The organism is Aliivibrio kagoshimensis, assembly GCF_050337105.1.
Lineage (GTDB): Bacteria > Pseudomonadota > Gammaproteobacteria > Enterobacterales > Vibrionaceae > Aliivibrio_A > Aliivibrio_A kagoshimensis.
On the sequence record NZ_JAKJSQ010000017.1, the window covers coordinates 1 to 21,091 of the forward strand.

The following is a 21,091-nucleotide window of genomic DNA, read 5'->3' on the forward strand; positions in this document are numbered from 1 at the left end:
ATTTGACTGTGTCAATAAGTCGAAACTTATCGATTAAGGCCACTCAGTTCATTGAGATTATTTTTTGATAATCTATTCACGAGTGCCCACACAAATTGCATGGTCAAATTGTTAAAGAGCAATTCTTAAACTTTTAAACCTTTCGGTCAGTTCGTTTAAGTGGACGGCCATTTTAGCGATTTAAGCTCTAGTGTCAAACACTTTTTTAAACTTATTTCTCGTGGCTTGTTGTCCTACTGACTGAGGCTAAATCCTTATTGGAAGCGGCTCTCCGTGTCAGTGAGGTGGCATTATAGGGAGTTAGATCACATTGACAAGTCTTTTTATGAATATTTCAAACAAATCAACTCAACCGTTGATTTATTGTACGATTCGCCCTTTTTATATCCTCTTTTTCATCATAACCTATAATCACAAGTAACCTTTTGGAGATTCAAATGAGCCAGGCACTACGTAGCTACCGCGGAATAACACCGACTATTGGTAAAAATGTGTATATAGATAGCTCTTCGGTATTGTATGGAGAGATAACAATAGGTGATGATTCTAGTATCTGGCCTTTAGTTGCCGCTCGTGGCGATGTTAATCACATCATCATTGGTGAAAGAAGCAATGTACAGGACGGCTCAGTGCTTCATGTCACTCATAAAAACCAAGAGAAACCAGAAGGCAGCCCACTAATCATAGGCAATGATGTAACCATTGGCCATAAAGTCATGCTACATGGCTGTGAGATAGGTGATCGCGTTCTAGTGGGTATGGGAAGCATTGTTCTTGATGACGTGGTTATTGAAGATGACGTAATGATTGGTGCAGGAAGTTTGGTTCCACCAGGAAAGCGATTAGAGAGTGGCTTCTTATATATAGGCAGCCCCGTAAAACAAGCTCGCCGCCTATCAGATAAAGAATCCGCATTTCTGCAAAAGTCCGCAGACAATTACGTTGCCAACAAAAATGATTATTTAAACGAAACTAAATAAGCGCTATTTGTCCTGATTCTGTAAAACACTCCTCTTCTATACGCTCTTCTATTATCTCTTCGATATCAAAACGAAGCGATTCAAATATGGAGAGCCCCTCTTTACTATTATATATCTTTTTCCCGCTCTCTTTTTCTAACCAATCTTTACTCACCCAGCACTCTATTAACTGACCGGATTGTTGCGCTGGAAAGTTAACGCCCTCATTTACCCATTGTTGAATATCAGGGAATAGAATATGTTGATTCATTACAGCCCCTCAAGGTTCTTTCTTAACTCACGCAATACCTGTTTTCCGCCTGGCCTAATTCCACGCCACAGCATAAAACTTTCAGCAGCTTGACCGACTAACATCCCTAAACCGTCATAAGCTCTCAACGCTCCACAATCGAGTGCCCACTGATTAAAACAGGTCCCCCCTTTGCCATACATCATGTCATAGCAGATGGTTTGATTTGAAATACAGCTTGAGTCAATGCCCGGCAACTCTCCATTAAGGCTCGCCGAGGTCGAGTTAATAATGACATCATAACGCTGCATGCTGGCTGCTTCTAATGAGCAAGCGTTTACTTGGCCATATTCAGTAAACTGATCTGCAAGCAGTTGAGCTTTGCTTGCTGTTCTATTAGCAATCGTGAGTGTGGCGGGTTGTTGCTTAAGAAGTGGAAGTATCGAACCTCGAGCAGCACCACCCGCACCGATGATTAATATGTTGGCATCCTTAAGGTTGGTTTGATACAGCAAGAGATCTTGCACCAAACCTTCTCCATCGGTGTTGTCCCCCAAAATAATCCCATCATCTAGCTTCTTCAGGGTATTCACCGCACCCGCACGTTGAGCTCGCTCTGTTAATTTATCGGCAAATTGGAAGGCTTGCTCTTTAAAAGGAACCGTTACATTACAGCCGCGTCCCGAGCGTGCAAAAAAATCTGTTACGGATTCGATAAAGGCATCTATTGGCGCTTCAATAGCAATATACTCTATTGGCTGTTGAGTCTGACGAGCGAAAAGGGTGTGGATATAGGGGGATTTACTGTGCTTAATCGGATTACCGAAAACGGCGTATCTGTCCATGGGAGCCTCTAACAACAAGAATAATAGTACTCAATACTCATGACGTTATCACACCCGATACAACTATCAAGCATTAACCTTGGCGTAATACATTACCGGTAAGAGCATCTCTTATTTCAGTCGGGGTCTCTCTATTACCCACTACGCCATGCAAGATGGTCACTTGCTGTTGATTAAATTGTTGCTCAACTTCAGCAACGGTTCGGCAAGGAGGCAAAGTGGTTAGATTAGCGCTGGTCGAGGTAATTGCAGCGCCAAACTCATTACATAGACTCTGCACATCAGCATGAGCCGTCACCCTAACGGCAATAGAGTTAAACTGCCCGCAAAGTAACTTAGAGACCCCAGACTTGATTGGCATAACCCAAGTAACGGGGCCTGGCCATGTCGATAATATTCGCTGCTTAACTTCGGCGCTTACGGCTGACCATTCGATGTAAGGATTCAGCTGTTCAATATTGGCGGCAATTAAGATTAATCCTTTATGGCTTGGACGCTGTTTTAAATTCAGCAGTTTCTGTATTGCTTGTTCATTCGTCGGATCGCAACCAACGCCAAAAACACCCTCGGTAGGGTAAGCAATCACTTCACCACTGTTCAGGGCGGTTACGACATTTTTCAAATTTTTCATTAACAGCTCCTGATATTGAGCAAACGACAGTCATAAAAAAGGCGCTCCCATGAGAGCGCCTCAGTAGTCAAGGACTATACCCAAACTACTTCAGGATGCAACATCCTGACATATTCCAATACAATTTAGCCTTGCAGACGTGCTTGTAGAGCGGCATCTTTCGCCATTACGTCTTCTGCATTCTTTTGACGGTTTGCTTTTACTGCTGCTTTTAGTTCAGCGTCACCCGTCGCTAAAATTTGTGCTGCAAGGTAACCTGCATTTTTAGCACCAGCACTACCGATAGCAACAGTAGCAACCGGAACACCACCAGGCATCATCGCCGTTGAAAGTAGAGCGTCCATTCCTTGCAGTGGGCCTGCATCAATTGGCACACCAATGACAGGTAGTGTCGTGATTCCAGCAACAGCACCTGCTAAGTGAGCTGCTAAACCAGCCGCACAAATAAACACACCACAACCACGAGCTTCAGCATCAGTCACATAACTGTGAGTCGCCGCTGGTGTACGGTGTGCAGAAGTAACTTTAACTTCCGTTGTAATATTGAATGACTTTAAAACGTCTAAAGTAGATTGCATTACTGGTAGATCAGAGTCCGATCCCATTAAAACCGCAACAAATGGCTTGTTCATTCAAATTTCCTTTCATATTAAGTGACGTAAACGATTGCCTGCGCATTATACGGACAGAATTGGAAATGATCGATAATTTATTTTTGGAAGTTGTTACACTTTTTGTCAGCGCACTGATAACGGGTACCAGAGGCCATATTTCGCTCCACTAGCAGTGGGAAATGACACTCACTACATTCACCCGCAACTGGGAGGTGATTCACAGCAAAACGGCACTTCGGGTAACCATCACACGCGTAGAAGGTTTTACCAAAACGAGACTGCCTCTCAATCAACTGTCCTTTTTTGCATTCAGGACACTTAGCTAAAGGTTCAACGCTTTCAGGCTCTTGTTGATTTAATGGCTCTATATGGTGACATTCAGGAAAAGAGGAGCAGCCAATAAACATACCAAACCGCCCCTGCCTCAATACCAGTTCATTAGCACACTCAGGGCAAGGTAAACCGAGTTCTTTGACAATATGACCGTCATTTTGGTGTAGCGCTCGGGTGAAATCACAAGCAGGAAACGCTACGCAACCTAAAAATGGGCCTCTTTTACTGTGTTTAATGGTTAATTCACTGCTGCACTGTGGACACATCTCAACCAGTGCATGTTCATGTTGTGTAAATAGCTCCATCAGTGCTGCATGCCTTGCTCTGTATTGTATATCAGCTCTTCCATCTGATTATAAGCACTCTCATTACCAGGAACGTTAAACAACACCATTAAAATAACCCATTTAAGATCATCTAAAGAGAACTCTGCAGTATCCAGCTCCATCACTCTATCAATGATCATTTCTCGAGTTTCATTGTTCAATACATTGATCTGTTCAAGGAATAAAATAAAACCACGACACTGGACATCTAAGCGCTCACTTTCAATCAAGGTATAGATGCGCATTGACGCAGAGCCACGACTGATTAAGTAAGGACCTCCATCCTCTTCTTGCAAAATAGCTAACTGCTCTAACCACTGTAGGGCTTTATAGATATCTTGCTGATAAAACCCAGCCCGTAGTAGTTCCTCTTCGAGCTTATCTTGATCGACGGTTAACTCTACATCGTTATGTTGTATGTACGTTTCAAATAAGTACATCAGAATATCCATCATGGCTAACCCCTCCGTTTTCTAATATATCCACCTGGGACTGCGATGATAAAACCTTGCAACTCCAACTCAAGGAGCTGCATCATAATTTCGTGCACTGGCTGATTGCAAGCTTGTGCAATAAAATCAACGGGAGTCACTTTGCTCCCCACGTTAGCTAACACTTCGGGAAATGGCAGTTCCCCTACTTGTGATTGTACTTCAAAAAGTGTCATTTGGTTAGTCATTGCGCACTCAGTTAACACTCCGACTTCATTAATAATCTCATTAATGTTATCCACTAGGTAGGCGCCTCCTTTTATCAAGGCATTACACCCTCGACTCGTTGGGTTATGAATGGATCCAGGCAGAGCAAAGACCTCACGCCCCTGTTCATTGGCATAACGGGCAGTAATCAGTGAACCGCTTTTCTCTGCTGCTTCAATCACCAGCACTCCTGTAGACAGGCCGCTTATCATACGATTCCGTCTTGGGAAATGTTGGGGCCTAGGTTTGGCATCTGGACGAAACTCTGACACTAACGCCCCTTGTTCAATGATCTTTTGTGCCAACGTTCGATGACGAGCAGGGTAGATTTCTGATAACCCGGAACCTAATACAGCAATAGTCTCCCCTTCTGCTTTTAGTGCCCCTTGATGAGCATAGCCATCTACGCCCAGTGCCAAGCCGCTAGTAATCACATACCCCTGCTTAGCTAACTCATAGGAGAACTGGTGCGCAGACTCTAAACCATCAACAGTGGCATTTCGGCTACCAACAACGGCGATTTGAGGCGCAGACAGCGCATTCACTCTACCTTGCACAAACAGAATAGGTGGTGGGGACGCTATTTCCTTTAATAGAGATGGATAGTAGGGGGAGTGCAGATGAAGAATATGACAAGAGGGTTGAGACTGCCACTGCAGTGCTCGTTCAATATCTCTGTTTAAAGGTGCATGTAAATAGAGAACCTGTGACGCTGATAACCCACAAGCGACCAACTGCTGGCTGGAATAAGAGAGTAAGTTTTCAGGGGAGTCGATAGAGAGCAGTCGTGATAACTTCTGACCGCCCAACCCAGGAGTAAAACCCAGTGTTAGCCACGGTATCAACGTTTTTTCATCCATTATCCTACCCTTTCCTAAATTTGAGGTAGATTTGATGCTGTCATTTCGTTCATAAAATGACTAGAATTGGTGCCATAAAGTTATGCTGTTTTCGGCGCAGTTCAATATTTAGAGTGTCTATGTCTGTATTAAATGTTTTAACGTTCCCGGATGAACGATTACGCACGGTTGCAAAAGAGGTTGAAACCGTAACCCCTGAACTTCAAACCTTCATTAATGACATGATTGATACCATGTATGACGAAGAGGGCATTGGCCTAGCAGCCACTCAGGTTGATTGCCATAAGAGAATCGTTGTTATCGATATCTCTGAAGAGCGCAATGACCCTATCGTGCTTATCAACCCAGTCATTACAGAGAAACGTGGTGAAGATGGTATCGAAGAGGGATGCCTCTCTGTGCCAGGTGCGCGCGCTCTGGTTCCACGAGCTGCTGAAGTCTCCGTAACAGCATTAGATAGAGAGGGAAAAAGCTTCTCTTTTGAAGCGGATGATCTACTGGCTATCTGTGTTCAACACGAATTAGACCACTTGCAAGGTAAGCTATTTGTGGATTACCTATCACCGTTAAAGCGCCAGCGCATCAAGCAAAAACTAGAAAAGATTAAGCGTTATAACGAAAAAAATTAAATTATAGAGGTTACTTTGAGCAAATCACTTCGTATTGTTTTTGCTGGTACTCCTGATTTCGCCGCCCGTCATCTGGCGGCGTTGTTGTCTTCTCAGCATGAGATTATTGGTGTCTACACCCAACCTGATCGCCCAGCAGGTCGTGGCAAAAGACTCACTGCCAGTCCAGTAAAAAATATCGCATTAGAGCATGATATTCCTGTCTATCAGCCAGAAAATTTCAAGAGTGATGATGCCAAACAACAACTAAAAGCATTAGATGCCGATCTCATGGTGGTTGTCGCTTATGGGCTACTACTGCCACAAGTGGTGTTAGACACACCAAAACTAGGTTGCATCAATGTACATGGTTCACTTCTTCCTCGTTGGCGTGGAGCGGCACCCATTCAGCGCTCAATTTGGGCTGGCGATAAAGAGACTGGCGTCACTATCATGCAGATGGATCTAGGTTTAGATACTGGTGACATGTTAAGTATCGCCTCTCTAGAGATTGCCGAAAATGATACTAGCGCCACCATGTACGAAAAGTTAGCTCAATTAGGGCCAACTGCACTGATTGATTGTCTATCAACAATAGCTGATGGCTCAGTGGTGGCGGAAAAACAAAATGATGAACTCTCTAACTATGCGAAGAAACTCAGTAAAGAAGAAGCTAAAATTGATTGGAGCCTGGACGCCAACACCATTGAACGTTGTGTTCGTGCTTTTAATCCATGGCCAATGAGTTTCTTCTCCGTTGCCGATCAAAATGTCAAAGTGTGGCAAAGCCGCGCTGAGCCACTAGAGAGCGGTGATAGCGACGCACCTGTTGGCACCATTTTTAAAGCAGACAAAACCGGCATCTATGTAGTGACAGGCGATGGCGCTATTGTGTTTGAACAACTACAGATCCCAGGTAAAAAAGCGATGCCCGTTCAAGATCTTTTAAACTCTCGTAAAGAGTGGTTTGAAGTCGGCACCGTACTCAACTAGTTTACTTCTCTTTTTCAAGGCTGATTGATGATCGGCCTTTATGTTAGGTACCCAACCATGAATGTTCGCGCTACGGCAGCCAATGTTATCTTTCAAGTTGTCGATCAAGGGCAATCTCTATCCAATGTTTTGCCTGCAGCACAACAGCAAATTAAACCTCGAGATCAAGCGTTACTGCAAGAGATATGCTATGGCGTTTTACGCTATTTACCACGCTTAGAATCCATTGCTAATGAGCTGATGGATAAACCCCTCAAAGGGAAGCAGCGAGTGTTTCATCATCTTATCTTAGTCGGTATCTACCAACTTAGTTTTATGAGAATCCCACCACATGCTGCCGTTGGTGAAACAGTAGAAGGCACAAAAGGATTAAAAGGGCCTCGTTTACGTGGTCTGATTAACGCCGTGCTTCGTAGCTATCAACGTGATCAAGAGGCTTTAGACCTAAAGGCAACCAGCCATAATGCTGGAAAATATGGCCACCCAAGCTGGTTACTAAAATTGCTCCAAAACGCCTATCCTGAAAACTGGAAACAGATTGTGGAAGCAAACAATACTAAGGCGCCAATGTGGTTAAGGGTAAACCGACAACACCATACTCGAGATGAGTATCAGCAGCTGTTAAATGCCGAAGAGATAGCCACAGAGATCCACCCAACCGCTCCGGACGCACTAAAGCTCGCCTCTCCTTGTGATGTCATGAAACTTCCAGGCTTCGAACAGGGTTGGGTGTCAGTGCAAGATGCCGCCGCTCAGCTGTCGGTTGAGTACCTAACACCACAAACAGGTGAATTAATTCTGGATTGTTGTGCCGCTCCTGGTGGAAAAACTGCGCATATTCTAGAGCGAAGCTCGGAATGTAAAGTCGTCGCGATTGATTGTGATGAGAATCGACTTAAACGAGTCCATGAGAATCTTGAGCGTCTGAACTTACAAGCAGAAGTCGTTTGCGGCGATGCACGATACCCTGAGCAGTGGTGGAGTGGTGAAAAGTTTGACCGAATCTTACTGGATGCTCCTTGTTCAGCTACGGGCGTTATTCGTCGACACCCTGACATAAAGTGGTTACGCAGAGCGGATGACATTGTTGCATTGACACAACTTCAAGCTGAAATTTTTGACGCCATGTGGCTTCAATTAAAGTCTGGTGGCACAATGGTTTATGCGACGTGTTCAATCACGCCACAAGAGAATAGAGATCAGGTCACGGCCTTTTTACAACGAACAGCTGATGCGTCACTGGTAAAGTCCGATCTGAATAATCCTGGCAACCAAATATTGCCCGGTGAACAAGATATGGATGGTTTCTATTATGCGGTATTAGAAAAAAAATAGTCATTCAACAGTATTGAACAAGCGTAGGCTCATATTATGAAAATAATCATTCTTGGTGCAGGACAAGTTGGCGGCACACTGGCTGAAAACCTAGTCGGTGAAAATAATGATATCACCGTCGTTGATAAAGACTCAGATAGATTAAGAGAACTGCAAGATAAGTATGATTTGCGAGTCGTCAATGGATTCGCCAGCCACCCCGACACCTTGCGTGAAGCAGGTGCTCAAGATGCTGACATGCTGGTCGCGGTGACTAATTCTGATGAAACCAATATGAGTGCGTGTCAGATCGCTTTTACTCTATTCAATACCCCAAGCCGAGTTGCTCGCATCCGTTCGCCTGAATATTTAAAGGAGAAAGACCGTCTATTTCAATCTGACGCCGTACCTGTTGATCACCTCATCGCTCCTGAAGAGTTAGTCACTGGTTATATCGAGCGCCTGATTGAGTATCCTGGCGCACTTCAAGTGGTCAGTTTTGCTGAAAAGCGAGTCGGTCTCGTGGCGGTCAAAGCCTATTACGGTGGCCCACTAGTGGGAAATGCCCTCTCAGCTCTGAGTGAGCATATGCCTCATATCGATACTCGTGTAGCGGCAATTTTCCGACAAGGAAGACCAATACGGCCTCAAGGCACCACCATTATTGAAGCCGATGACGAAGTCTTCTTTGTCGCAGCCAGTAATCATATTCGTTCCGTAATGAGTGAACTTCAGCGTTTAGAAAAACCGTATAAACGCATTATGATTGTCGGTGGAGGCAACATCGGTGCCGGTTTAGCCAGTCGACTAGAGCAACTCTACAGCGTAAAGTTGATCGAGCGAAATCAGCAGCGAGCAGAACGTCTCTCTGAACTACTGGATAATACCATCGTCTTCTGTGGTGATGCGTCTGATCAAGAGCTGCTTAATGAAGAGCATATTGACCAGGTTGATGTCTTTATCGCTGTCACCAACGATGATGAAGCCAATATCATGTCAGCCATGCTTGCCAAACGTATGGGGGCTAAGAAAGTAATGGTGTTGATTCAACGTAGTGCCTATGTGGATTTAGTTCAAGGCGGCACCATTGATATCGCTATCTCTCCGCAGCAAGCGACTATTTCGGCGCTATTAACACACGTACGTCGAGCAGATATTGTGAATGTCTCTTCATTACGACGTGGTGCTGCTGAAGCCATTGAAGCCATTGCTCATGGCGATGAAAACACATCAAAAGTGGTGGGACGTGCCATTGGTACTATCAAGCTTCCCCCAGGTGCAACCATTGGCGCAATAGTTCGAGGTGAGGAAGTATTAATTGCACACGATAAAACAGTGATTGAACAGGATGATCATGTCGTGATGTTCCTTGTGGATAAAAAGTATGTACCGGATGTAGAGCGCTTATTCCAACCTAGCCCTTTCTTCTTATAATATGGTCAACCTAAAACCAATTTTGTTCGTAATAGGGCTGGTCTTATCTAAGATCGCCCTATTTATGTACATCCCTACCGCCGTTGCTCTCTTTACCAAGACAGCCGGTTTCATCGAGTTTGCCCAAGCGGTGTGCATCACCCACCTTGTCGCATTTGCTTGCTTGTCTGTTGGTCGAGTCAAAAACTTCACTTTAAAGATGAATGTACGTGATATGTTCCTGATCACCACCTTTGTCTGGACCATTGCCAGCACGTTTGCCGCTCTCCCGTTTGTCTTCATCAACCACATTAGCTTCACTGATGCCTATTTTGAAACCATGTCAGGTATCACGACAACAGGATCAACCGTTCTCAGTGGTTTAGACACCATGGCTCCTAGTATTCTGTTATGGCGTTCGACGCTTCAATGGCTTGGTGGGGTTGGCTTTATTGTTATGGCCGTAGCGATACTACCGATGCTGAATGTCGGCGGGATGCGTCTATTCCAAACTGAATCGTCTGATTGGTCTGAAAAGAGCGTACCTAGAACTAAAAATGTCGCAAAGAATATCGTTAACGTCTATCTAACTCTTACCTTTCTCTGTTGTATTGGTTATCTCATCACCGGAATGAGTCTATTTGAAGCGATTAATCACGCTTTTACCACCCTTTCTACTGGGGGGTACTCCACCTCGGATGGTTCAATGAATCACTTCTCTAAGGGAGCTCACTGGGTCGGTGTTCTTTTTATGTTTGCCGGCGGGTTACCTTTTTTGCTGTTTGTACAAGCAATCAAAAAGAGAGACAGTCGCCAGTTGTGGAAAGACGCTCAAGTAAGAGGGTTCTTTCTTCTTGTCATGGTCTGTAGCCTCAGTATAGCGATCTGGTTAACTTTACAGAAAGATTACTACTTTATTGATGCCCTTCGAGTTTCGCTCTTTAATATCATCTCCATCGTAACCACCACAGGTTTTGGGTTAGAAGATTTTACCGCTTGGGGCTCTTTTCCTGCCATCATCTGTGCGTTTATTATGCTGGCTGGAGCCTGCTCAGGATCGACGGCTGGGGGCATTAAAATTTTCCGCTTTCAAATCGCTTTTGCGTTACTGAAAACTCAGATGATGAAACTGATCCATCCTTCGGGAATTTTTGTCCAACGTTATAACGGCAGACCCGTTACCGAGGACATTGTTCGTTCGGTGGTCGCTTTTGGTTTGACATTTTTTCTTACCATCATTGCGATATCAGCAGCGTTAGGCACCATGGGGTTAGATCCTGTAACCAGCATCAGTGCCGCGGTTACCTCGGTTGCCAATGTAGGTCCTGGTATGGGATCAATCATTGGGCCAACGGGTAACTTTGCCACTCTTCCTGATGCCGCTAAGTGGGTATTGAGCATTGGTATGCTAATGGGAAGACTAGAGATCCTAACGGTATTAGTACTGTTTGTCCCTGCATTTTGGAAAAGTTAATACCAAAAAGAACCGAGGAGGGGATACCTCCTCAGCTTTTAGACTGGCTGAATGTAGTAGTAAATCGCAATAAAGTGACTCACACACCCAGCTAAAACAAACAGGTGCCAAATCGCATGGTTAAAGGGTATTCGCTTATTCACATAAAAAATCACCCCTAACGAATAGACCAGACCACCAACCGCTAACCAGATCACCGCTCCGATATCTAAAAATGTCACCAGCTGATAAATAACAATCAATGATAACCAGCCCATTACTAAATAGCTGATCAGTGACACTCTTTTAAAGCGATACACAAAGACAATTTTTCCTACCACCCCGATAAGAGCAATGGCCCAGATAACCACCATTAACCACATGGCTAACGGTGTTCTTAATCCAATAAGCAGAAATGGCGTATAACTTCCCGCTATCAGTAAAAATATGGCGCTATGATCGAAGGTTTTTAGCCAACGTTTGGCTCTAGGATCTGAAATAGAGTGATACAGGGTAGAAGCCAAAAACAGTACGATGATACTGGCACCATAAACAGCGTAACTCACAAAGGTGAGCGTATCAGCATTTGATGCATAGGCTTGCTGCAGTAATAGCACAAGCGCAAGGATGCCAAACAACACCCCGATACCATGAGAAACAGTGTTGGCTCGCTCTTCATTAGTGGAATACGCAGAGGTCATTCTTCACCTTAATTGTATAAATCGTTAAAGAGAGTCATTATCACACATTTAAGCTTACACGTGTAAGCTTAAATAAATATAATTTACACTCTGTTAACCAAATTATTCAAATAATCTTGATTTAAAACAGTATCTCATTAAGTAAAACAGGGCTAAATAGCGAGCTAATTGAATCATTCATCGTATGATTTTTTACTTCAGCAAAGGATGCTATTTTTTATTTAGGCTTAATATGCGACCTGCTACATTTACTCAAACCTATATACACCGTAATACCACACGAAGAACCACCAGCTTCTCGACTCTTTCTCTTAAAAAAAGAGCATCGGTGACTGAAAAAGTGACATTAAGCAAAGTCATTGATAATACTAAGCAACCAGAAACCCGTGGTGTGTTTTCAAAACAGGTAAGGTTAGACAGAGCGGGCTAAATTGCCACATCAATCAATTATTGGGTACCCCTATGAAATGTCATCGCGTTAATGAACTCATTGAATTAATACATCCTGAGTGGCAAAAAGATCCAGAGCTAAACTTAATTGAGTTTATTTTAAAGCTCACTAAAGAGGCTGGTTATGATGGCAAGCTTGACGATCTCACTGATGATGTTCTTATCTATCACCTGAAGATGCGCAATAGCGATAAAGAAGAGATGATTCCAGGTCTGGCTAAAGATCAGGAGAATGATTTCAAAACCGCCATTTTAAAAGCGCGCGGCATTCTTTAACTGCCATCACTAGCCAGAGCTCTCTGGCTAGTATTAACCTCTTCGACATAATCTCTGTGACTCAACAACATTTTTCCTAAAAATTGATAACCATAGATAACTTGTATCTATGATTACGCTATAATCTCGCCACAAAAAATAGAACGATCTCCTTATAATAAGAACTAAACGTCAACCATGACGGTTGTATCCCTTTTTCGTGAGCAAGGAAAGGTAATGAGTCAGGATAAAATAGAGATTAAGGATGTAACTCCTCAGCAGTTTAATCCAAAAACTCACAAAGGAAATGGCGGTGACCGCTTCAATCCTAGCAATCAAATCTATGTTCGTAAGAGTAAAGGCAACTTTCAAAAGCTACGCCGTTACGGATCATGGTTCCTCCTGCTGCTATTTTGCATGACACCTTGGATGTCATACGATGGGCATCAAGCCATCCTTATGGATTTTGGTAATCAGCAATTTAGCTTTTTTGCCACTACTCTATTCCCACAAGATCTCACTCTACTGGCTATTTTCTTTATCATTGCCGCCTTTGGTCTGTTCTTTATTACCACCTTTTTAGGCCGTGTGTGGTGTGGTTATCTCTGTCCTCAAACCGTTTGGACCTTTATGTATATCTGGTTTGAAGAGAAGCTAGAAGGTCCCGCAAATAAGCGTAAAAAACAGGACCAACTGCCTCTTACCGTCAACTTAGCAATGAGAAAGGCCGGCAAACACCTCTCGTGGTTCGCCATTGCTCTGGCTACTGGCTTTACTTTTACTGGTTATTTCTTTCCAATTAAAGAGTTGGTCAGCGGATTCTTTAGTTTAGACGCTACATTTTGGCCGGTTTTCTGGGTACTGTTTTTTGCGGTATGTACCTATGCGAATGCAGGTTGGATGCGCTCCATCGTCTGCATTCACATGTGTCCATATGCTCGATTCCAGTCCGCCATGTTTGATAAAGACACCTATATTGTTGGTTATAATACGGAACGTGGTGAAAGCAGAGGGCCAAGGCCACGTAAAAAAGATCATAAAGCGATGGGGCTTGGTGATTGCATCGATTGCAATCTCTGTGTTCAAGTCTGCCCAACCGGCATCGATATTCGAGACGGCCTTCAGTATGAGTGCATTAACTGTGGTGCCTGTATCGATGCTTGTGATGAGACCATGGATAAAATGGGCTACCCTCGCGGCTTAATCAACTACACCACAGAACATAAGCTTGAAGGTAAGCACACCTCAGTGCTTAGACCTAAGTTAATCGGCTATGGGGCAATCCTATTACTGATGATTGGTTTGTTTGTAATGCAAATTGTCACTGTTTCACCGATGGGCCTTGATGTCTTACGAGATAGAACCCAAATGTACCGTATTAACAGTGAAGGGCTAGTTGAAAATACCTACACCTTAAAAGTGTTTAATAAAACTCAGCAAAGCCAAGTTTATACCCTTTCGGTTACCGGAATATCTGACTCCACCTGGTACGGTGCACAAACCGTGACGGTAGAACCTGGAGAGGTACTTAACCTGCCAATCAGCTTAGGTGTAGACTCTAGCGATTTAGAGAAACCCATCACCCCAATTCAATTCATTCTACGCAATGACCAACAAGAGACGATTCAATCAGAAAGTCGTTTTTTCAAAAAACTATAAAATAGTGACACACCTTTAGGGCGCTTTTTATAGCGCCCTTTCTTTTGATATCAGGTACTATTCCTCTATTAACCCTGACCATAAGATAGCGTGATGGATATCCAAGCCTTTAATTTTAGCGCCCTTACTCCCGATTTTATGTGGAATGCTTTAGCCAGTATTGGTATTAGAGCGGAATCTGGACTGCTAGCACTCAACAGTTATGAAAACCGTGTTTATCAGTTTATTGATGAAGAGAAGTGCCGATATGTGGTGAAGTTTTATCGCCCACAGCGCTGGTCAGAACTTCAAATTCAAGAGGAACATGACTTCTCTCTAGAACTGGTTGAGCATGAGATCCCCTTAGCAGCCCCCTGCGTGATTAACGGAAAAACCTTGCATCATTATCAAGGTTATATGTTTACTCTCTTTCCAAGTGTCGGTGGACGTCAGTTCGAAGTGGATAACTATGATCAACTCGAAGGCGTGGGACGTTTTTTAGGACGTATTCACAAAGTCAGCCAAAGCAGAACCTTTGAGCATCGACTGACTTTAGGGTTGGATGAGTATCTGTATAAACCTAAAAAGCTACTAGAGAATAGTCAATTTATCCCTCACCACCTTGAGAACAGCTTTTTTTCCGATCTCTCTCTGTTGATTAGTCGAATAGAGGAGCATTGGAGTGATGACTGGAGCGCAATTCGTCTGCATGGTGACTGTCATCCTGGTAATATCTTATGGCGTGATGGGCCTATGTTTGTCGATCTAGATGATGCTAGAAATGGTCCTGCTGTTCAGGATCTATGGATGCTGCTTAATGGTGAACGTCACGATAAGTTGGCACAATTGGACACCATATTAGAAGCTTATAGTGAATTTTGTGACTTTGATTCAACACAGCTGAAACTAATTGAGCCGTTACGCGGTCTTAGGATGGTGCATTATATGGCATGGTTAGCAAAAAGATGGGACGACCCTGCCTTTCCGCTGGCTTTTCCATGGTTTTCTGATGCAAAATATTGGGAAAATCAGGTCTTGGGTTTTAAAGAGCAGATTGCGGCGCTTTCAGAAGCACCTTTAGAACTCATGCCACAGTGGTAATACACAATAATTACAAATTTATTATCAGGAGCTACTTACACATGTTAAAAAAATTACTTGCTGCATCATTGTTGATTGGTCTAATCGGTTGTTCAGAGCCTGCGAAACAAGAGGCCGCCGCCCCAGTGAAAACAGAAGCAGCAACTGTCCAAGTTGATAAAAGTACAACAGAGCCTGTAGCGCCTAAAAAAATGACCAAACCAGCACCACGCCCTGTCACACCCACTTTAGCTGAAACTAAAACAGGACAGTACGCTGAAGGGGACTATTACACTGTTATCGATCTTCCAGCTTCAACCAAACCAACGGTTACTGAATATTTCTCTTTCTACTGCCCACACTGTAATACTTTTGAACCACTTATGGAGTCTATTGCACAGCAGCTCCCTTCAGATGCACGTTTTCTAAAAAACCATGTCTCATTCATGGGTGGCAACATGGGTAAATCAATGAGTAAAGCTTATGCAGCGATGAACCTGCTTAATGCTGAACATGTGATGGTTCCTGTTATGTTTAACCGTATCCACGCGATGGAAAAAGCACCGAAGAACGATGAACAACTTCGTCAGATATTCTTAGATGAAGGTGTCTCCGCTAAAGATTTCGATGCGGCATTTAATGGCTTTACTACCGACTCAATGGTAAACAACTTCGATAACGGCTTTAAGAAAAGTGGTCTATCTGGAGTACCCGCTGTCATCGTCAACAACAAGTTTCTGATTAAAACGGACCATATTAAAAGTGAAGAGGAGTACTTAGACCTCATTAACTTCTTATTGAAAAAGCAGAGTTAATCAATTAAAAATCAAAAAAGGAGCTTCGGCTCCTTTTTTGTCTCTATGCCCACCCTAAATTGACTGCTGAGTTAGCTGTTTTAACAGTCTATCCATTGAGCGATAACCTAACGCTTCAGCTAAGTGTGAGCGATTGATGTCTGATTCTTGATTAAGATCGGCTATGGTTCTCGCCACTTTAATGATCCGGTGGTAAGCACGAATGGAAAGACCAAGACGATGCAACGTGGTCTCCAAAAAATCCGCATCCGATTTATGCAATGGACAGTAGGTTTCAATATCTCGACTGCCAAGTAACGCATTAATTTTGCCACTGCGCTGAATCATCAGGTTCCTAGCTTCTAACACTCGCCGCTTTACTACTTCTGTTGCCTCTCCTCGATCGCCCCCTTCTGTCAGCATGCCTTTCGGTAGAAGCGGTATCTCCAACGACATGTCAAATCGGTCTAACAGTGGCCCAGATAGACGACTTAAATAACGCAAAATGACCTGTGGGTTCACTCGTGCTTGATTGCCTTTGTAATAACCAGTCGGGCTCGGGTTCAGTGCTGCTACCAGTTGAAAACGCGCTGGAAATCGAGTTTTACATATCGCCCTTGAAATAATGATCTCTCCAGATTCTAGAGGTTCTCTAAGGGAGTCTAAAACGCGTCGTTCAAATTCAGGCAGTTCATCAAGAAACAGCACCCCATTATGAGAGAGCGATATCTCACCCGGTTTAGGGTTTGAACCGCCACCAACTAATGCGGCCATTGAACTCGAGTGATGAGGCGATCGAAATGGTCGAATACGCCAATTGTGCTCAGTAATTATTTGGTCAGTTAATGACGCTACCGATGCCGTCTCTAGCGCCTCTTTATCATTCATCTCCGGCAATAGGTCGCACATTCTAGAAGCCAACATCGTCTTCCCTGTCCCCGGCGGGCCCAAAAATAGTAAATTATGCCCCCCAGCGGCCGCTATTTCTAATGCACGCTTTCCTTGTTGTTGTCCGATAATATCTTGCAAATCTCTATCGTGAACCGTATCCACTACCTCTGAGTTAGTTTGATATAGACCCAGCTCTGCTTCCCCACATAGCGTCCTGCACACTTGCAACAGTGTGGGTGACGATTTATGAATATCGGCCCCCACTAAGGCCGCCTGATCACCATTTTCATCCGGTACAATTAAGCAGCGTTGATCTTTCTCTGCTGCCATTGCTGCAGGCAGTACCCCCTTTACTCGTCGAAGTTCACCAGATAACGCCAGCTCCCCCACAAATTCATAACTGGGTAACTGACTCTCCGACACCTGACCGGATGCCACTAAAATCCCTAATGCAATGGGCAGATCAAACCGGCTCCCCTCTTTAGGCAGATCAGCCGGAGCTAAGTTAACCGTAATTTTCTTGGATGGAAATTCAAATTTTGCATTAATAATGGCACTTCTTACTCTATCTTTGGCCTCTTTAACGGTTGTTTCAGGTAAACCAACAAGGGCAAAACCTGGCATGCCGTTACTGATATGAACTTCGACGGTGACTGGTGGAGCCTCTACGCCAATACACGCTCGACTGTGAATAATTGCTAATCCCATAAAGTTACCCGTTATACGTAAAAATGCTGATTTAGGCTGGTTTGATATCATTTGCCACCTATAGAGCATAAATAAGCATAAAAAGTTAAATAAAATCGTTTTTTTCTTGTCATGAGAGGCATGTCTGTGTTACCACTTAAGGTAAGACATAAAAAGAACACAAAAATAGGTTAACAAACTAACAATGCCACTTTTTGCTCAACTGAATATTCTCATTATCAACGTCGTCGTGATTATTATCGCGATACGGGGGAGAGTGAGCTAAAAGAAGTTAACCAAGCACACAGAAAACCCCCGAGCAGATAGCAAGGGGGTTTTTTTATAATTAGTCACCAGACAGCGAGCAGTTGCACAGGGCGTGCATCAATCAATATGACATCGCCTCATAATAAGTGACTCAAGGATTGAAAAGGAAATGAAAATGAATGGAGCAAGCTTAGTCGTATCGGCTTTGCAACAAGAGGGCATTAAAACGGTATTTGGTTACCCTGGCGGTGCCATTATGCCAATTTATGATGCATTGTATGATGGTGGTGTCGAACACATCCTCTGTCGCCATGAACAAGGCGCTGCAATGGCCGCGATTGGCTTAGCTCGTTCCACTCAAGAGGTTGGTGTCTGTCTCGCAACATCGGGACCTGGAGCCACCAATTTGGTCACAGGTCTTGCTGATGCTTTCATGGACTCAGTGCCATTAGTCGCTATCACCGGACAAGTCGCTAGTTCACTGATTGGTACCGATGCTTTCCAAGAGATGGATGTTATCGGTATGTCTCTCTCATGTACTAAACACAGTTACCTAGTGACCGACATCAATGAACTGGCTCCAACCCTTTCTGAAGCTTTTGAAGTCGCGAAAGCCGGTCGTCCAGGCCCTGTTCTTGTCGATATTGCCAAAGATGTACAGTTAGCCGAAGCCCCTGTTACCATTCTTCCCTACTTTGAACCACCAGCCAAACCGATCGCCGAAGAAGGATCAATAGAAGCGGCTCAACAACTCTTATCCGTCAGCAAAAAGCCGGTACTTTATGTCGGTGGCGGGGTTCAACTGGCAAAAGCAACATCTACGGTCAGACAATTTATGCTACGTAACCCAATGCCTTCAGTAAGCACCTTAAAAGGGTTAGGGACCATCGAGCGCCATAATCCTCACTATTTAGGAATGGTAGGAATGCATGGCACAAAAGCAGCCAATTTAGTGGTTCAAGAGTCCGACCTACTGATCGTTATTGGTGCACGTTTTGATGACCGAGTGACTGGCAAGCTAGACACCTTTGCTCCGCATGCAAAAGTGATTCATATTGATATTGATGCTGCCGAATTTAATAAACTGCGCACCGCTAACGCCCCGATTCAGTGTGACATTAATGTCGTGCTTCCCCAGCTAGAGGTATCCCAAGATATTTCACCCTGGTTAGCGCATGCCGACGAACTACGATCAGAGTTTAAGTGGCGTTACGATCACCCAGGCGATCTTATTTTTGCTCCTGGGTTACTCAAGCAGCTTTCTGATCTTATGCCAGATAGTACGATGATCTCTACCGATGTTGGCCAGCATCAAATGTGGGCAGCTCAGCACATTCAACCTCGTCAGCCTGAAAACTATATGACTTCAGCAGGCTTAGGTACCATGGGGTACGGTCTACCTGTTGCGATGGGAGCGAGTGTTGCCCGTCCAGATGACCAATCGGTACTGATCACTGGAGATGGCTCATTCATGATGAACGTGCAGGAGTTAGGCACATTAAAGCGCCGCCACATCCCAGTAAAAATAGTTCTACTCAACAACCAACGATTAGGGATGGTTCGCCAATGGCAATCCCTCTTCTTTGATGGGCGTCATAGTGAAACGATTTTAGATGACAACCCAGATTTCGTGGCTTTAGCTGCCGCATTTGGCTTCCCAGGAAAAACCATCACCAAAAAAGAAGAGGTCGAACCGGCTCTTAAAGAGATGCTGGCAAGTAAGACGGCCTACCTACTGCATGTCATGATATCTGAAGAAGAGAATGTATGGCCTCTGGTACCACCTGGCGCCGCAAACCATGATATGTTGGAGAACTCATAATGATACAGCACCTATTAAACATTGAAGCAAATGATCGACCGGTACTGTTGGAGCGTGTTCTTAGAGTCATCCGACACCGTGGATTTACTATACTCAAAGTGACAGCGACTCAAAACCAATCGAATAAAATTGCAAAAATCGAGATCATTGTTGAGAGCGAGCGACCAATCAGCCTAATTACTAATCAGGTTGAAAAGTTATGGGATATTCGTACCGTTGATGTCACGACATTAGAAAGCGCATAAGGGAACTAACATGGCAAATACAGCAGATTATATTTGGTTTAATGGCGAAATGGTCCCTTGGGCTGACGCCAAAGTACACGTTCTTACTCACGCGATGCATTATGGCACCTCTGTTTTTGAAGGTATCCGTTGCTACAACACACCGAAAGGGCCAATTGTCTTCCGTCATAAAGAGCATATGGAACGTCTGAAAAACTCAGCTAAGATATACCGTTTCCCTATTCCATACTCTGTGGATGAGTTAATGGAAATCTGTCGTGAAACCATTCGAGTCAATAAACTCACTTCAGCTTACATTCGCCCTCTCGGCTATGTGGGTAATGTAGGCCTTGGGGTTTGTCCTCCCGTTGATACCAATATGGAACTGATGTGTGCTGCCTTTCCTTGGGGATCTTACTTAGGTGAAGAGGCTCTGGAAAGTGGTGTCGACGCAATGATTTCGAGCTGGAATCGTGCTGCCCCTAATACCATACCGACTGCGGCGAAAGCAGGTGGTAACTACCTTTCATCACTACTGGTTGGCAGTGAAGCACGCCGTCATGGTTACGCAGAAGGTATAGCATTAAGTGTTGATGGTTATCTTTCGGAAGGTGCCGGTGAAAACCTATTTGTGGTTCGAAAAGGGATTCTATCTACCCCTCCAGCAACCAGTGCCATTTTACCGGGTATCACTCGTGACACCATCATGATTCTTGCTAAAGAGATGGGTTATGAAGTGCGTGAAGAGAACATTGCCCGTGAGTCGCTCTACCTTGCTGATGAGATCTTCATGACAGGAACCGCTGCCGAGTTGGTTCCAGTAAGAAGTGTTGATCAAATTGAAGTTGGTACAGGGAAACGCGGGCCAATCACCAAAGAGATCCAGGCTGCCTATTTTGGCCTATTTAACGGAACAACAGAAGATAAGTGGGGCTGGTTAGATTATGTATACAGCACCGACGCTTCAAAATAATTAATAGAAGGA

Annotated in this window: 23 protein-coding genes; 14 read left to right on the forward strand and 9 right to left on the reverse strand. The window is 44.1% G+C overall.

Annotation, left to right across the window (positions count from 1 at the left end):
- Nucleotides 1–437: 437 nt before the first annotated feature.
- Nucleotides 438–980, forward strand: a complete 543-nt coding sequence (locus L4C32_RS07895; protein ID WP_428196324.1) for a gamma carbonic anhydrase family protein — start codon at nucleotides 438–440, stop codon at nucleotides 978–980.
- Here L4C32_RS07895 and L4C32_RS07900 read toward each other — a convergent pair.
- From L4C32_RS07900 to dprA, 7 genes are all read right to left on the reverse strand, one after another.
- Entirely contained in the window at nucleotides 973–1,230 is a 258-nt protein-coding gene (locus L4C32_RS07900; protein WP_428196325.1) for a DUF1488 family protein, read from the reverse strand. The genes L4C32_RS07895 and L4C32_RS07900 overlap by 8 nt on opposite strands.
- A complete protein-coding gene (gene aroE, locus L4C32_RS07905) occupies nucleotides 1,230–2,054 on the reverse strand; it encodes a shikimate dehydrogenase (protein WP_428196326.1) in 825 nt (274 codons plus the stop codon). The genes L4C32_RS07900 and aroE overlap by 1 nt, the downstream gene beginning before the upstream one ends.
- Before the next feature lie 73 nt (nucleotides 2,055–2,127).
- Complete coding sequence (gene tsaC / locus L4C32_RS07910; RefSeq protein WP_428196327.1) at nucleotides 2,128–2,685, reverse strand: L-threonylcarbamoyladenylate synthase type 1 TsaC; 558 nt, start codon at nucleotides 2,683–2,685, stop codon at nucleotides 2,128–2,130.
- A 125-nt stretch (nucleotides 2,686–2,810) separates the two neighbouring features.
- Nucleotides 2,811–3,317, reverse strand: a complete 507-nt coding sequence (gene purE, locus L4C32_RS07915; RefSeq protein WP_428196328.1) for a 5-(carboxyamino)imidazole ribonucleotide mutase — start codon at nucleotides 3,315–3,317, stop codon at nucleotides 2,811–2,813.
- A 77-nt stretch (nucleotides 3,318–3,394) separates the two neighbouring features.
- On the reverse strand, nucleotides 3,395–3,937 hold the full coding sequence (locus tag L4C32_RS07920; protein WP_428196329.1) for a DNA topoisomerase family protein: 543 nt from the start codon (nucleotides 3,935–3,937) through the stop codon (nucleotides 3,395–3,397).
- Nucleotides 3,937–4,413: a DUF494 family protein gene (locus tag L4C32_RS07925; RefSeq protein ID WP_428196330.1), complete on the reverse strand. Its 477-nt coding sequence runs from the start codon at nucleotides 4,411–4,413 to the stop codon at nucleotides 3,937–3,939. The genes L4C32_RS07920 and L4C32_RS07925 overlap by 1 nt, the downstream gene beginning before the upstream one ends.
- A 2-nt stretch (nucleotides 4,414–4,415) precedes the next feature.
- A complete protein-coding gene (gene dprA, locus L4C32_RS07930) occupies nucleotides 4,416–5,516 on the reverse strand; it encodes a DNA-processing protein DprA (RefSeq protein ID WP_428196331.1) in 1,101 nt (366 codons plus the stop codon).
- A gap of 119 nt (nucleotides 5,517–5,635) precedes the next feature.
- On the opposite strand from dprA, the gene def reads away from it, so the two are divergent.
- From def to L4C32_RS07955, 5 genes are read left to right on the forward strand one after another with little or no spacing between them, the layout of a single operon-like run.
- A complete protein-coding gene (gene def, locus L4C32_RS07935) occupies nucleotides 5,636–6,145 on the forward strand; it encodes a peptide deformylase (RefSeq protein ID WP_428196332.1) in 510 nt (169 codons plus the stop codon).
- Between the two features lie 15 nt (nucleotides 6,146–6,160).
- Nucleotides 6,161–7,117, forward strand: coding sequence for a methionyl-tRNA formyltransferase (gene fmt / locus L4C32_RS07940; RefSeq protein ID WP_428196333.1), 957 nt, complete (start codon nucleotides 6,161–6,163; stop codon nucleotides 7,115–7,117).
- Nucleotides 7,118–7,174: 57 nt separating this feature from the next.
- Nucleotides 7,175–8,452 (forward strand): 16S rRNA (cytosine(967)-C(5))-methyltransferase RsmB, encoded by a 1,278-nt coding sequence (gene rsmB, locus L4C32_RS07945; protein ID WP_428196334.1) that lies wholly within the window; start codon nucleotides 7,175–7,177, stop codon nucleotides 8,450–8,452.
- A 36-nt stretch (nucleotides 8,453–8,488) separates the two neighbouring features.
- Nucleotides 8,489–9,865 carry a Trk system potassium transporter TrkA gene (gene trkA / locus L4C32_RS07950; RefSeq protein ID WP_428196335.1) on the forward strand — a complete coding sequence of 459 codons (1,377 nt, stop codon included), beginning with the start codon at nucleotides 8,489–8,491 and terminating at the stop codon, nucleotides 9,863–9,865.
- 1 nt (nucleotide 9,866) lies between these two features.
- Entirely contained in the window at nucleotides 9,867–11,318 is a 1,452-nt protein-coding gene (locus L4C32_RS07955) for a TrkH family potassium uptake protein (protein WP_428196336.1), read from the forward strand.
- 38 nt (nucleotides 11,319–11,356) lie between these two features.
- Here the strand turns inward: L4C32_RS07955 and trhA are convergent, their stop codons facing one another.
- Entirely contained in the window at nucleotides 11,357–11,998 is a 642-nt protein-coding gene (gene trhA / locus L4C32_RS07960) for a PAQR family membrane homeostasis protein TrhA (protein ID WP_428196337.1), read from the reverse strand.
- A 232-nt stretch (nucleotides 11,999–12,230) separates the two neighbouring features.
- Between trhA and L4C32_RS07965 the strand changes: the two genes are divergently transcribed.
- The 5 genes from L4C32_RS07965 to L4C32_RS07985 all read left to right on the forward strand — a co-directional run bounded on the left by L4C32_RS07965 (nucleotide 12,231) and on the right by L4C32_RS07985 (nucleotide 16,236).
- Nucleotides 12,231–12,428: a hypothetical protein gene (locus tag L4C32_RS07965; protein ID WP_428196338.1), complete on the forward strand. Its 198-nt coding sequence runs from the start codon at nucleotides 12,231–12,233 to the stop codon at nucleotides 12,426–12,428.
- A 32-nt stretch (nucleotides 12,429–12,460) separates the two neighbouring features.
- Nucleotides 12,461–12,724: a YihD family protein gene (locus L4C32_RS07970; protein WP_428196339.1), complete on the forward strand. Its 264-nt coding sequence runs from the start codon at nucleotides 12,461–12,463 to the stop codon at nucleotides 12,722–12,724.
- Between the two features lie 216 nt (nucleotides 12,725–12,940).
- Entirely contained in the window at nucleotides 12,941–14,362 is a 1,422-nt protein-coding gene (gene ccoG / locus L4C32_RS07975) for a cytochrome c oxidase accessory protein CcoG (RefSeq protein WP_428196340.1), read from the forward strand.
- 93 nt (nucleotides 14,363–14,455) lie between these two features.
- A complete protein-coding gene (locus L4C32_RS07980) occupies nucleotides 14,456–15,442 on the forward strand; it encodes a serine/threonine protein kinase (protein ID WP_428196341.1) in 987 nt (328 codons plus the stop codon).
- Between the two features lie 191 nt (nucleotides 15,443–15,633).
- Nucleotides 15,634–16,236: a thiol:disulfide interchange protein DsbA/DsbL gene (locus tag L4C32_RS07985; RefSeq protein WP_428196387.1), complete on the forward strand. Its 603-nt coding sequence runs from the start codon at nucleotides 15,634–15,636 to the stop codon at nucleotides 16,234–16,236.
- Nucleotides 16,237–16,290: 54 nt separating this feature from the next.
- On the opposite strand, the gene L4C32_RS07990 is transcribed toward L4C32_RS07985, so the two are convergent.
- Nucleotides 16,291–17,814, reverse strand: coding sequence for a YifB family Mg chelatase-like AAA ATPase (locus tag L4C32_RS07990; RefSeq protein WP_428196388.1), 1,524 nt, complete (start codon nucleotides 17,812–17,814; stop codon nucleotides 16,291–16,293).
- Nucleotides 17,815–18,235: 421 nt separating this feature from the next.
- On the opposite strand from L4C32_RS07990, the gene ilvG reads away from it, so the two are divergent.
- The 3 genes from ilvG to L4C32_RS08005 are packed head-to-tail and all read left to right on the forward strand — an operon-like array spanning nucleotide 18,236 to nucleotide 21,079.
- A complete protein-coding gene (ilvG, locus tag L4C32_RS07995; protein ID WP_428196342.1) occupies nucleotides 18,236–19,882 on the forward strand; it encodes an acetolactate synthase 2 catalytic subunit in 1,647 nt (548 codons plus the stop codon).
- A complete protein-coding gene (gene ilvM / locus L4C32_RS08000) occupies nucleotides 19,882–20,127 on the forward strand; it encodes an acetolactate synthase 2 small subunit (protein ID WP_428196343.1) in 246 nt (81 codons plus the stop codon). Before ilvG ends, ilvM begins: the two co-directional genes overlap by 1 nt.
- Nucleotides 20,128–20,137: 10 nt before the next feature.
- Nucleotides 20,138–21,079, forward strand: a complete 942-nt coding sequence (locus L4C32_RS08005) for a branched-chain amino acid transaminase (protein ID WP_428196344.1) — start codon at nucleotides 20,138–20,140, stop codon at nucleotides 21,077–21,079.
- Nucleotides 21,080–21,091 lie beyond the last annotated feature (12 nt).